General features: G+C 53.0%; 8 protein-coding genes and 1 pseudogene. 5 read left to right on the plus strand and 4 right to left on the minus strand.

Annotated elements, in window-relative coordinates; genetic code table 11:
• The 4 genes and pseudogenes from ACR0I0_RS19260 to ACR0I0_RS19275 all read left to right on the plus strand — a co-directional run bounded on the left by ACR0I0_RS19260 (nt 1) and on the right by ACR0I0_RS19275 (nt 5,803).
• Complete coding sequence (locus tag ACR0I0_RS19260) at nt 1–915, plus strand: sugar phosphate isomerase/epimerase family protein (protein ID WP_209834496.1); 915 nt, start codon at nt 1–3, stop codon at nt 913–915.
• Entirely contained in the window at nt 896–2,305 is a 1,410-nt protein-coding gene (locus tag ACR0I0_RS19265) for an aldehyde dehydrogenase family protein (RefSeq protein ID WP_480485655.1), read from the plus strand. Before ACR0I0_RS19260 ends, ACR0I0_RS19265 begins: the two co-directional genes overlap by 20 nt.
• Entirely contained in the window at nt 2,305–4,086 is a 1,782-nt protein-coding gene (locus ACR0I0_RS19270; protein ID WP_480492545.1) for a thiamine pyrophosphate-binding protein, read from the plus strand. Before ACR0I0_RS19265 ends, ACR0I0_RS19270 begins: the two co-directional genes overlap by 1 nt.
• A gap of 576 nt (nt 4,087–4,662) precedes the next feature.
• Nucleotides 4,663–5,803: pseudogene (locus tag ACR0I0_RS19275) on the plus strand (IS3 family transposase).
• Between the two features lie 355 nt (nt 5,804–6,158).
• On the opposite strand, the gene ACR0I0_RS19280 reads toward ACR0I0_RS19275, so the two are convergent.
• From ACR0I0_RS19280 to ACR0I0_RS19295, 4 genes are all read right to left on the minus strand, one after another.
• The gene (locus ACR0I0_RS19280; RefSeq protein ID WP_171725207.1) at nt 6,159–7,169 is read right to left on the minus strand and encodes a DUF2955 domain-containing protein; all 1,011 of its coding nucleotides are present in this window, start codon (nt 7,167–7,169) and stop codon (nt 6,159–6,161) included.
• A complete protein-coding gene (locus ACR0I0_RS19285) occupies nt 7,159–8,115 on the minus strand; it encodes an HlyD family secretion protein (RefSeq protein ID WP_171634624.1) in 957 nt (318 codons plus the stop codon). Before ACR0I0_RS19285 ends, ACR0I0_RS19280 begins: the two co-directional genes overlap by 11 nt.
• 104 nt (nt 8,116–8,219) lie before the next feature.
• A complete protein-coding gene (locus tag ACR0I0_RS19290; RefSeq protein WP_480492546.1) occupies nt 8,220–9,299 on the minus strand; it encodes an AI-2E family transporter in 1,080 nt (359 codons plus the stop codon).
• A gap of 178 nt (nt 9,300–9,477) precedes the next feature.
• Entirely contained in the window at nt 9,478–9,747 is a 270-nt protein-coding gene (locus ACR0I0_RS19295; protein WP_348539722.1) for a potassium channel family protein, read from the minus strand.
• A 421-nt stretch (nt 9,748–10,168) separates the two neighbouring features.
• Here ACR0I0_RS19295 and ACR0I0_RS19300 point away from each other — a divergent pair, with 421 nt between their 5' ends.
• Nucleotides 10,169–12,820, plus strand: coding sequence for an AsmA family protein (locus ACR0I0_RS19300; RefSeq protein WP_480492547.1), 2,652 nt, complete (start codon nt 10,169–10,171; stop codon nt 12,818–12,820).
• Nucleotides 12,821–13,441: the final 621 nt, after the last annotated feature.

Genomic DNA, 13,441 nt, shown 5'->3' on the forward strand with positions numbered 1-13,441 from the left:
ATGGTGAAACCCGAAGAGGCTGGCGCAAGCCCCTCTCTCTATTCCTTGGCGCATCTGACGCTGATTGGCTGTACGCCGCCCGAGTTGGTCTATATCGCCGCGCGGGCCGGTTACGATGCCGTCAGCCCCCGCTTCATTCCGATGCATGTGCCCGGTGAATTCACTCAATCTCCAATAGACAAGGCACAGGTGCATGCCACCAAAACTGCTCTCTCTACCACTGGCTTGAAAGTCCTCGATGTCGAACTTGCGCGCATAACAGAAGATGTCGATCCGCGCAGTTTTGAGCCTTCTCTTGAGATCGGTGGGGAATTGGGTGCCAAGCGCATGATCATGAGCGCGTGGACCAATACCCGTGATGATCGTGATTTTCTGATCGACGTCTATTCTGAAACCTGCGAACTGGCCGCGCCCTACGGGTTAACGGTGGACCTGGAGTTCCCAAGTTTTTCCCGCCTGCGCACTCTGGATGAGGCCCTGGATATTGTCCGCGCTTCCGATCAGCCCAACGGCGGTATCCTGGTCGACACGCTCTATCTGCACCTCAGCCGAGTGGATCTTGGAGAGCTGTTGCACGTCCCCTCGGACCTCTTTCACTTCCTGCATATCTCAGATTGCCTGCCCGGAATCGCTGATACGCGCGAAGGCATGATCCAGCTGGCCCGTGATGCAAGGCTGTACCCCGGCGAAGGCTGGATCGATTTCACCGGCATCATCGAACGGATGCCACCCGTCGACTATTCCATCGAACTGCCCAACCAAAGCCGCGTTGCCGAGTTGGGATATGAAGAACACGCGCGTCGCTGTCTCAGCCACGCCAAGCGGACATTCGGCGCGGCGCGATCTCAGCGTCGTATGACCGATGCAGCAATTCCAAAACACCAAGAGGATTATCATGGGCAAAGAGCTCACTGAGAACGACCGCAACATGGCGGCCGATATGCTGGCGCGCGCCCGCGCTGCCATGGCCGAGATCGAGGATTGGGGTCAGGACAGGCTGGACCGCCTGTCTCAGGCCATTGCGTGGTATGCGGGGAACGAGAAGACCTTCACGCGTTTGGCCCAGCAGGGCGTGGACGAAAGCGGTATCGGAGATCGCGCAGGGCGTCCTGCGAAGCGCTTCAAGATTCACATGGTGCTGCGAGATGTCTTGCGCACACCCTCGACGGGTATCGTCGAGGTGGATGAGGAAAAAGGTCTGGTGAAATATGCCAAACCTGCCGGTGTGATCGCCTCCCTGATCCCGATGACCAACCCGGCAATGACTCCACCAGTGACCGGCGTGTCCGCCGCGAACGCCCGGAATGCGGTCGTCTTCAGCCCGCATCCGCGAACCGCCCATACCACCTTTGAAATGGTCGAGGTCATGCGTGCAGCTTGTCGTGCTGCCGGTGCCCCCGAGGACTTGTTCCAATCCATTCGCAAACCGTCGATCCCATTGACGCAACATCTGATGGAGATCTGCGACCTGACGCTGGCGACGGGTGGCAAGCCCATGGTCAAAGCAGCCTACAGCTCGGGACGTCCGGCCTATGGCGTGGGCGCGGGCAATTCGTCCATCGTCATCGATGAGACCGCAGATCTGGACATTGCCGCTCAGAACACTCGTATTTCTAAGACCTCTGACTTTGGGTCTGGCTGCTCGGCAGATGGCAACATCATCATCCAGCGCTCGGTCTACGACGATATGATCAAGGCACTTGAGGCCGAAGGTGGATATCTCTGTTCGGATGAAGAGAAGGCCATGCTCGAAGCGGCTATGTGGGATGATAGGGGCAACCGCACGTTCCCGACCATAGCTTGTCCGCCTCAGCAAACGGCCAAGGTCGCCGGGTTCTCGATCCCCGAAGATCGCAAATTCCTGATGGTTGAAAATCAGGGGCAAATCGGCCCGCAGCATAAGTTCTCCAAGGAAAAACTGACCACGTTAATGGCGCTATATCACTTCGAAACTTTCGATGATGCGCTGGAAACGGTCAGCCAGATCTACAACACCGGGGGCAAGGGCCATTCCTGCGGCATCTACAGCCACAATGACGATCACATCGACCGGTTGGCGCGTCTGGCTCCGGTCAGTCGCATGATGGTTCGACAGCCTCAGTCCAAGGCCAACGCGGGTGCGTGGACCAATGGCATGCCTATGACCAGCAGCCTTGGTTGCGGCATCTGGGGCGGCAACATCACAAATGAAAACGTCACCATGAAACACATGATGAACTACACCTGGGTCAGCCGTCCGATCCCTGAGGATCGCCCCTCGGAGCCGGACCTGTTCGGTGAATTCTACGGACAGGAGGTCGCGTGATGGACGCAAGCAAACTCGACGGTAAAACCGTCGCCGAACACATCGTTGATTTCCTCGAACGCCGTGATGTCAAGCATGTGTTCGGGCTTTGTGGCCATACAAACATCGCAGTTCTGGCTGCACTGGCCGAAAGTCCGATTGATTTTGTCACGGTGCGGCACGAACAAATCGCCAGCCACGCGGCGGACGCATATGCCCGCGTGACGGGCAAGGCCTCGGTGGTGTTGTCACACCTCTCCCCAGGTTTGACAAACTGTGCCACCGGGGTCGCCAACGCGGCGCTGGACTGTATCCCCATGGTCGTGATCGCGGGCGATATTCCCACGCATTACTATGGCAAGCATCCGCATCAGGAAGTGAACCTGCACGCAGACGCGGCCCAATGGGAGATTTATCGCCCCTTCGTCAAACGTGCTTGGCGGGTGGATCGCGCCGACCTGATGGCCGAAATCTTGGAAAAGGCGTTCCATCTGGCTGAAAGCGGTCAGCCCGGGCCGGTGCTGGTCAATGTGCCGATGGACATCTTCTCCGAGGTGATCCCCTCGGACAGCTTCGACCGTATCCGCGATAACACGCGCGCGCTCAAGAAGCCGTCGATTGACGATGAAACCGCGCGTGAAATCATTGAGGCTCTGGCACAGGCCGAAAACCCGGTCGCCTATGTCGGCGGAGGTATCCTGCTGGCGCAAGCCAGCGAAGAGTTGCGCGAATTTGTTGAACATATGGGCCTGCCAGTCGCGCATTCCCTGATGGGTAAAGGTGCGTTGCGGGACGACCATCCGCTTGTGCTGGGCATGACTGGTTTTTGGGGCACCGAGCTGGTTAATCAGACCTGCCTGAATGCCGACTACATTTTTGCCGTTGGGACCCGTTTCAAGGAGGCTGATTGCTCCAGCTGGTATCCCGGCTACACGTTCAACATCCCCGGTTCCAAGGTCATTCATATCGACATTGAACCGCAGGAGATCGGCCGGAACTACCCCACCGAGATCGGAGTCGTTGCTGACGCCAAGGCCGCTTTACTAGTCCTCAACCGGGTCGCCCGCGAGATGTATCCGGAGGGCCTCCAACGCCCCGTGCTGGAGCAGAAGATCGCTGACTTTCGGACGGACTTCAAAGCGCGCAATGTGGAAATGGCGACCTCATCAGCCTTTCCGATGATGCCCGAGCGCATTCTGGCAGATGCCCGCAAGGCACTGCCTGAGGATGCCATCATCACCACGGACGTTGGGTGGAACAAGAACGGTGTCGGACAGCAATTCGATATCCTGACCCCTGGCTCAATACTGACCCCGGGCGGGTTCGCGACGATGGGTTTTGGCCCTCCGGGCGCGATCGGCGCAAAATTGGCAGCACCTGATCGAGTCGTACTAAGTTTAGTTGGCGATGGTGGCTTCGGTCAAAACCCGTCGATGCTCGCAACGGCCGTCGAACTCAATCTGGGCATCATCTGGCTGGTCATGAACAACAACGCCTTCGGAACGATCGCAGGCCTTCAAAAAGCTCATTACGGTTTGACCTATGGAACCACGTTCCCCGGATCAGCCGCCGCACCCGCAAACGGACCGGGTTATGCAGATATTGCAAAAGCTTATGGTGCAGAAGGGCACAGGCTCAGTGCTGCTGATGAATTGTTGCCCGCATTGGAAGCGGCAATCGCCAGCGGCAAACCAACCGTTCTTGATGTCCCAATGATCAACAACCCAACACCAACGACCGGACATTGGAACATCTTGGACATATACTCGCCGGACAGGGATGTTTCGCACGTTGCCACCTAGATCAATTTGGAGTGTGCGATCCGCCTGTGCATACGGCTTTTGCCTGTAACTGTTTAACAGAAGGGCAATTGCCGCTATGCGATGGCTTAAGCTTGATGGAAAACCTTTGAGTCGCAAATGGCAAGACTCGTGCCTCGTGCTATTCTAGGGAAATTTAAAATCAAAGGCTTAGATGTCGATGAATGGCAAAACTATGTGTCGCCCGACATTCCTTGTGGGACGACACATAGTTTTGCCATTTGGCAGCCATAGTCGTTCCATTGGTGATAGACGCTTCGTTTTTTGTTGGTTCGCTATGTGCCAGTCGGTGATGGCTGATGCCGGAATCGGATTGGGCAGAGGTGGTTGGACCTGGTCGCATTTTTCATGACCTTGGGTATGCTCACTTGAGGTGCGTGCGCGTAACGACGATTTGCCGAGTTTTCTTTGGCTGAACTGGTTAGTTTGAATTTTGCCAAAACTAACGAATATCCTCGGTCACTGCTGGACAGCTGTTCACCACACTTGCCTCATGACCCAACCACCTGAAATCAGGCCACTGAAGTGTTAGTAATCCGTCCAAGCAAAGGATGGACTATGAAACGCAGATTTTCGGACGAACAGATCATTGGAATGATCAAGGAATACGAGGCTGGAGTTAAAGCACAGGAGTTGTGCCGCAAGTACGGGATCAGCGATGCAACGTTCTACAAATACAAGGCCAAGTTCGTCGGGATGAACGTGTCGGATGCCAAGAAGCTGCGTGCACTTGAGGATGAGAACAACCGCCTGAAGCGCATGCTGGCAGATGCGATGCTCGACAATGCGGCATTGAAGGATCTCGCGACAAAAAACTACTGACGCCCGATGTCAAAAGACGGGCCGTGTCAGACGTGATGGATCGACACGATTTGTCTGAGCGTCGGGCGTGTGAACTGGCCGACCTGCACAGGTCTGTTTTCCAGTATCAGAAACAGGACGAGGATGACGCGGCCTTGCGCAAGCGCTTGCGCGAACTGGCGAACGAACGTCGTCGGTTCGGCTACCGGCGTTTGGGCATCCTATTGGCCAGAGAGGGCTTTGAAGTGAACCACAAGGAGCTGTTCGTCTCTACCGTGAGGAAGGATTGGCTGTGCGCCGTCGTCGGTCGCGCAAACGAGCTTTGGGCACGCGAAGGCCTATTCTTGTGCCGGATCGGGCCAATCAGCGGTGGTCGTTTGACTTTGTGTCCGACGCCTTTGAGGATGGTCGGCGGTTCCGTGTGTTGTGCATCATTGATGACTGCGCCCGAGAGGCACTGGCAACTGTCGTGGATCGTTCGTTGTCAGGCGCGCGGATGACCCGTGAACTGGATGATCTGATCCGCAGGCGTGGCCAGCCGGACATGATTGTCAGCGATAATGGAACGGAAATGACATCTCATGCCGTTCTTCGATGGTGCCAAGACACTGGCGTTGGCTGGCACTACATCGCACCAGGCAAGCCCATGCAGAACGCATTCGTGGAGAGCTTCAATGGTCGACTGCGTGACGAATGCCTGAACGAACATATCTTCGGCAATCTCGCAGAAGCCCGAAAGATCATTGAAACCTGGAGGATCGACTACAACACTCAGAGACCACACACATCGCTTGGCGGACTGGCACCGGCCGTTTACGCCAATCTCAACCGTGCCGCCCGGTCTGCTTCGCTTGAGCTACGCAAAGGCTCCGCTCAGCAGGCCTTGACCGCAACCTAGTCACGAGAAAAAAACAGGAACGGATTCTACATCCAAACGGCCCGGATCAAGGGGCTGGGTCAAAGATCAAATGGCATGGGCAGCTGTGGTGACAAAGAAAGAAGATCGCCACGATCTCATTGACGAGGGTAATAACTTGCTGCGGTACATCGTTAAGGAATTTGCCAAGGCTTGAAATGCCATTGTCGAAGGTACGTGAGAACAGGTCGGGCACTCAACCAGAGATCGCTTCACAATAAACCACTACTGCGGTGTTTGCGGTTTGTTATGGCGCTGCAACTCGTGCGGTGGTTGCGAATATTGGTCAAACTGGGAACTCTGCTGGTTTCAGCGCCCAGTTTTGTCGCAACTAACTTCATTGAGTCGCCTGGCGCTCTTTCTCCGGCCAAAACTCATCTACCACAACATATGCGATGATTACGAAAAACGCGGCGCTGGCAACTTGCAATACGCGAGTGATGCTCTTGACGTCAGCCTCGTCTGAAAATGGTGCAACCGAACCGCCATATACTATCAGAGCTGTCGTAATAGCGGAACCGGCGGCGGCGGCGAGCGGGACTTTTGACTTTCCAAGTGCTCCGAGTGTTAGGCAAAAGAAAAAACACAGCAAAACGGGGGTGAGAATAACCGGAGCTATTACGTTTATTTCATAACAAATGATGGATACTGCGGCCCCAAGTAGATTTGCCGTCAGCATAGCTTTTGCAACTGTTTTGCCTGCAGCAGGCATTGCCGCAAGTTGCTGGCTCAGCAGGGCGACAAAAAACAGGACCAACAAAGCAGAAGCGCCGGAAATAAAGAACGCCATAGCAAAGGGCACTGTGACCAGAGACATCCTGACTATTCGGCGATGTGAGTCGAAGTCCGGCGATGTTGCAGCTTTCTTTTGAGGTGCCGTTTGAGGTGCAGCGGGTATCAACACGAACATCAGCGTCGATACAAAGCCTGCAAACAGCAGATTCAGTGGTATCCAATACACGAGCACCAAGGCCAGATCCTGTGATTGCAAAACCAAGTTCGGGATCATCAACGCTCCCATGAGGGCGATGACACCGGGCAATACTCCGGCACCGGAAACGGACCATATGAAAGACAGGATTATTCCAATCGCCACTAGGATCAGGAACACAACAGGATATGGTGAGAAGATTGAGGAAAGCAGGAATGAAGTGAACATCAATCCAATCGAGAAGACAAACAGCTTGCCAAACGCTGCCAAAGGCAATGCGGCAGGCGCTTGAAGAAAAAGGGCAGTGAAAACCGCTCCAATGATGGCGAGTGGCCACCCGAGAAACAGGCCCAATGCAAATACACCGGTAACACCCAGCGCAAGCCGGGTGACAGAGCGTTGGTTCTCAGTATGCATAGGAGAAGATTGAAACCACGCGGATGTAGGCGCGGCCTACGAGGTTCAGCAACGAGTTGTCGCTTAGATACATGATTACATCGGCCTGCCCGTTCAGTTGAAAGCGAAGATCGTCTTCGGCACTTCCAGCTTCATAGCCGGGTAAAACAATCCTGACTGGAAACCTTTCGGGCTCCCGCAAAAATCCCTTGGTGCTTGGCGGGCTCGCCAATTGCCCTGGCTCATCACTGCCACTCAAAGAAACAGCAGCACTAAAGCTCTCAATGACGCCCGGAACAATCTTACCTGGATGCATATCCAACACCACATCAACCGGAGACCCTATTGAAGCTCTTCCCAGATTGTTCTCGGTAAAATACGCCTCGATCCAGACGTCGGTTGCATCCAGAAACGTCAAAAGATCCTGGCCGGATCGCGCATACGTTCCGGGGGCAATCAGCAGATTAGAAATGACACCTGTCGCAGGAGCACGCAGTTCGGTCCATTCAAGGTTCAGTTCCGCATCCGCCAAGGCCGCCAGTGCGCGCTGGATTTTCGGGTTTTCAATCCCATCGTCACCAAGCCTTTGCTTTGCTTTTTCCAGATCAGCTTTTGCGTTCTCAAAGTTTGCCTCGGATTCTGCCAGTTGTCCTCGTGCATCATCGGCTTTTGAGACGGCAATCAACCCTTTCTTTTCGAGCGCAAATACACGTTCCGTCTGAATGCGCATCGTATCCAGATCGCTCTGCGCCCTTGCGAGTTTGGCTTGTGCCGCACTTACCTCTGCCGAAGACGCACCCACCTCTTGGGTTGCCGCTTCAAGATCAGCTTCCGCCTTTGAACGCTCGATTTCGTAGGGTCTGGAATCTATTCGAACCAGAACATCACCTGCCGAAACGATTTGGCCGTTTTCTACCAAGACTTCCGTTACCGTTCCGGTCACCTGAGGCACGATTTGGGTGGCCACAGCTTTTACTCTGGCGTTCCCGGTAAAAGGTGTTTTTCGATCAGCGACCAGATACCAGACAAGGAAAATCAGAATGACAGCCAGGGTTGTCCATATCGTTTTCCTCATTTCGTCGCACCTTCGACAGTGCCCTCGGCTTCAGGTGAGGTATCAATCCAAACCTTGAACAGCTCATAGAAGACAGCAAAGAGTACCGGCCCCATAAAAACGCCGATCAACCCGTACGCCATCATACCTCCGAGAACACCGATGAGGATGACCAGCATGGGAGTCTCAAGGCCTTTTGAGATGAACACGGGTCTTAGGAAACTGTCCATTATCATGACGGGAACGGCCAACATGGTGAAGATCAAAGCAGTTCCACCGGACATAGAACTCCACGCGTAGATAATAACTGGTATCAGAACCAGTCCGGGCCCGATTTGGATAATTGAGAGTATGAGGCAGATAAATGCCAGCGTGGCGGCCGAAGAAATCCCAAACAATGCCAACAGTATCCAAACGAAAACTGCCTGAATGGCTGCTACGCCAATCACGCCTTTTGTAACGTTTCGGATCGTTGCGCCTGCCAGTGTCACGAATTCACCGCCGCGCGGCGCAAAGACACGGTTGGCAAAGCGCTGAAGACCCAGGACCAAATTTGGCCCAGGGCTGAACAATGCCCCCATAATCAACACGGACAGAGCTAAGCCAAGAAGCCCGATACCAATGCCCAACACCTTTCCGAAGAGCGATTTGGTGATTTCAAGGATTTGCGCGCCGTATTTTGCAAGCGCACCGTCCAGATTCCGTTCAAACATACTCCAGACATCGGCAATCTTGCTTCCGATCAGTGGTAGTTCCTTGATGCCCTCTGGGGCAGGGGGGATTTTCAATTCACCCTTGTCTGCTTGTTCCGCAAACTCGGACCCTAGTTCAGCAGCCCCGGACACCGCAGTTGCGACTGGCCCGAGGGTCAGAACAAGGCCCAACAAAACCAAGATCGTTGTGGCAAGTTTTTTCCGCCCTCCCAGCTTGGACTGGAGCCAATCAAATGCCGGGTAAAGCGCCACACAGAGGATCGTTGCCCAGATAACCACGCTCGCAAGCGGGGCCACCATAACCAGGGCGCTGTAGAGGAATAGTCCAAGAAATAGCAATCGTATCGCTAGATCGACAATCTTCGCGTCCTGAGTCTTTTCCATTCCATCCCTCCGTGAACTTTTTTTGAATGTTACACTCAAAAAACCTAATATGTATATTTTTTTAGAATTTAGTGGTCATCTATCAGCTTGAAGACACAAATTAATCCGGGCCACGGCTTGAGATGCCCAGTCAAATCAATGCCTGGGCATGAGTTCGGGTTGGCCAAATTGGGATAATCTACTTGTCCGCTTTTTTGTCGTCTTGGGACAAGATTGTATCCGCCACTGTGGTTGCTGCAGTCACGAAGACACCGAGTCCTACAATGATGTATACCATCGTAAAGATCTTCCCTGCCGCAGTTTCGGGTGAGAAGTCACCAAACCCTACGGTCGAAATGGTCACGACAGAAAAATAGATTGAGTCGAGCCAACTCCAACCTTCGACAAAGTGGTAGAAGACCGAGGCCCATAAAATCATTCCGACTGTAAAGGCAAGAAGGCCTTTCACTCTACCATCCTTGAAAGCAACGCCAATCCCACGTGTGATTCTAGTTAGCGAATTCATTGTGTCCCCATCGTTTGAATAATTCACATATAACAGTAATTAGATGGATGAGGGAATTGAAGTATTTTAGCCGCCACTAGTTTGGTTGGGCGTCGGGTCGCAGTAATCAAAGCTAATGCAATGTGCCCGTTTACGAATCGTTAAACGCGTTTCAAGCCAGCTATTTTGAAACTGGGTCAGCAGCACATCCTAAATTTAGTCCTTTAACCGTTTCTTAGCCGCCCGACCAATTCCGCAAGAGCAGTCGGTTAAATGGTCAAGGTCATTTAAGGTTCAGCAAAATGAGAAGCCACATATTCCATTAACATGATGCTTTAATGGTCTAGTCTGCCCAAAAAAAGAATCAGAACCTTAGGAGAAAAGCGTGCGGTTCATCACAAAAGGTGTCATGGTTTGTTGCGCTGTCGCGTTCGTCGCGGTTGTTGTGGCATGGCTTTTCCTGTCCTCTGCGTTGTTTTCTTCTGTCAGGACCACTTTTGTTGAAAACCTGATCTCGAAGAAACTTGGTCAGGACGTGTTAATCGATGATGAAGTGCGTCTAGGCCTTGGTCGGCAACTACATGTATCAGCAGCGGGATTGGTACTACCCGGCGCGATCAGAGCCGAAGCGAATCTGGCAGCAATCGACAAACTTGAGTTCAAAATTTCTGCCCGCGACCTTTGGAACAGAAAATTGTCGCTGAGTGAGCTTTCTCTCTCGGGTGTTCACCTCAACTTGATCACGGACAAAGACGGTGTCGGAAACTGGCAGTCCGCTTCCCAAACGGGCGCTAGAGCCGGGGATCCGGCCAAACCTGCAAACCTGTCTGTGGCTGGAATTCTAACGGACCACAAAATTGACCTGACCGATGTCACCGTTCTTTACCAGAACGATCTAAACGGGCTTGGTCTGGATCTGCAGCTTCCTGAGCTGAATTTAAAGCGTGATACGGAAACCGACGTTGTGACTGCGGTTGGGGCTGGTGCACTAAACGGAGAGAAGTTCAATCTGAACGCGAGCATTCCTGCGGATGACTCGTTTCAGGTCGCGGTGAACTTCGATCAGATTGCGATTGCCGCCGAGGAAGTCCCTCAAGAGAACGGGCTACAAGTGAATACGACCATAGAGGTTGCCGAACTTGGTCAGCTTCTTGATATCCTGAAACTCAATCGCGTTCTGGAGGGTTCAGGGAGTATTGGTGCAGCATTCAAATCAGTCGACGGCGTAGCCCGGATTGATGACCTGGCTGTATTGACTGAATTGGATGGTGGGCAAAGCCTTTCGCTGACGGGACAAATCGGAGAGTTGGGAAACCCAGAAGACGTATCCCTGACAACCCGAATTAGGTTGTACCCAGAAGATGCGGAACCAGCCCCAGCCGCCTCGCGGTATGATCTTAAACTTATCGCAGTCGACATGGTTATCGACAGCGTGCCTGGGCAGGTGCCGCAGCGACAAATGGTCATTAAGACCAACGGTTTCACGTTGGACACGTCCGGCGAAGGCCCGCCCCCGATTAAGTTCTCCGAGCTTTCCAGAACACCAGAAGGCGCTTTAAAAGTCGGAAACATCAACCTTAGAATTGGCAACCCAGCCGATCCGTTTATCATTTTGAACGGTTCGGTCGATGACGCGCTTCAGTTGCAAGGCATTTCAGCAGAAGGCCTAGTGGATATACCGGCAAGCAGTTTGATCTCGCCAGAATTGTTGGGACCAGACGACCAGCTTGGCAGGTTTTCCGGTGACTTCCATTTGAACGGCGACATCAATCAGCTTTCGCTGACGAACTTGGATGGAAAGACAAGCGATACAGACGTCTGGAACCTTGAGGTGCATGGCACTGTCGAGAATGTACTCAAATTCGAGGACCTGGATTTGGCAATTGATGTCGCAGTTCCATCCGGAGCGGATCTTTTGCAGGCACTATCGCTTGAACGTGTGGAAACCGGGCAGGCTCGCCTTGAAATCAATCTTGTTAGCGAAGGCACTGATTGGAACGCGAGTGCCAATGTTGAGGTCGCCGACTCTATCTTGCAGATTATGGCCGATCTTGATGATGCAACAAGCGACCCGGTGCTGCAGGGTTCCATTGAGAGTGACCTGATAATGATAGATCAGATCCGAACTATCGTTCAGGCTGCCGCACAGTTGCGGAAATTAGGCGGCCCAAATCCGGAAGAGAAAGAACCTAAGAAAGAAGACGAGGGCAACCAAGGCGCGTTAAGAGATGTAACGCTTAAACCTATCGGGCGCTCAATTCTCTTGTCCGGCATGGATATGGATGTCGACGTTGACCTTCGGCACATCGAAGGTGCCAAGGGCATCAGCAGTCTGCAGAGCGAAGTGACGCTCAACAAAAACGCGCTTAAGGCAGGACCACTGAAGTTTGAATACGGAGGCGCTCATTTCGACGTCAGTGGGCAAATAGATCTATCGAACGACGCACATCTGCTCACGTTGACCGGCAAGGCAGGTGGCTGGCAACTGGATGAAATTCTTCACAGCCTGAACTTCAAAAAGGGCGCAAGCGGTACGATCTATGCAGATTTTTCGGTGACCGGCGGAACCGATTCAGTCAAGCATTTTGCCAATAGCATGAGCGGCAATGCCACAGTTTCAATGCGTGATGGCTCGATCGAGACCCAGCTTTTAGATCTGGCAGGATTGGGGGTGCTACCTTGGGTGTTTACCAAAAAGAAACAGAAGGTTGCTCCAATTGTATGTTTGCGCGCGCCGATTAGTATTTCAAATGGAAGTATTTCGACGAAACAAACCACATTGGAGACAGATCATGTCCAAGTCGTCGTCTTTGGCGGTGTTAATGTGGCGGGCAAGGTTTTGGACCTAAATCTGCAGCCCCGCAAGATTGGCGAACCTCTTTCGAAGAGCCCTTGGCCCGTGACCTTGAAGGGTCCACTAGCAAAGCCGAAGATCAAGGTCAAAGACGGTCCGAAGCGGCTGAAACGATCGGATGGTGCGGACAAAATGCCGGCAAGAAGACAGCTTTGCGTTCCGGACATTTTACAACTGCAGTAGTGGCGGAGGCAGTCGATAAAAGACCATTCTTAAAGTTCAAAAAGAATGGCATCGCTTTCTGAAAGCGATTTTTGCTTTGGGTTTTCTCTCGATATATTCCGCACGTTAGGCGAATAGAGACTCTCGTGGAGTTCAGCGGACATGATGGAAGACCTTTGAGACGCAAATGGAAAAACGTGTGCTCTGTTGAAATGGTAGCTAAAGCGAAATCAATAGCTTAGTGAAGCGTGAGTGGCAGAACTATGTGTCGCCCGACACTTTGAATCCATTGGAAAAATTGGCGGTTTTTACCAGCTACCCGCCAACATACCCACCTACCGATTTGAATGGCTGCACGAAGATTGTGTTTCCAACCATCGCGATTTCTCTCCGCAGCCTTCGATGAATCCGATCAAGTAGCGCCCGTGATATGCCCTTGAGTTTCCACGCGATCTTATGGACACAAATCAAGGTTTGGATAAGTACCTGGGTTGATTAAGACTGGCCATTAGGGTCAGAATTCAAAGCCAAAAAGATGACGGTAGCCGCCCGTGCGATGGCTGAGAGGAAGACCTTTGGGCACCTGTCGTATCGGGTTGCCACACGTCGCCAATCTTTCAACCTTCCGAACATGATCTCGTA

This window comes from Ruegeria sp. AG6 (genome assembly GCF_056541565.1).

Bases quoted from the DNA above. Each gene is read 5' to 3' on its own strand.
- ACR0I0_RS19260 (WP_209834496.1), top strand. From the start codon at position 1: ATGGTGAAACCCGAAGAGGCTGGCGCAAGCCCCTCTCTCTATTCCTTG.
- ACR0I0_RS19265 (WP_480485655.1), top strand. From the start codon at position 896: ATGGGCAAAGAGCTCACTGAGAACGACCGCAACATGGCGGCCGATATG.
- ACR0I0_RS19270 (WP_480492545.1), top strand. From the start codon at position 2,305: ATGGACGCAAGCAAACTCGACGGTAAAACCGTCGCCGAACACATCGTT.
- ACR0I0_RS19280 (WP_171725207.1), bottom strand. From the start codon at position 7,169: ATGCATACTGAGAACCAACGCTCTGTCACCCGGCTTGCGCTGGGTGTT.
- ACR0I0_RS19290 (WP_480492546.1), bottom strand. From the start codon at position 9,299: ATGGAAAAGACTCAGGACGCGAAGATTGTCGATCTAGCGATACGATTG.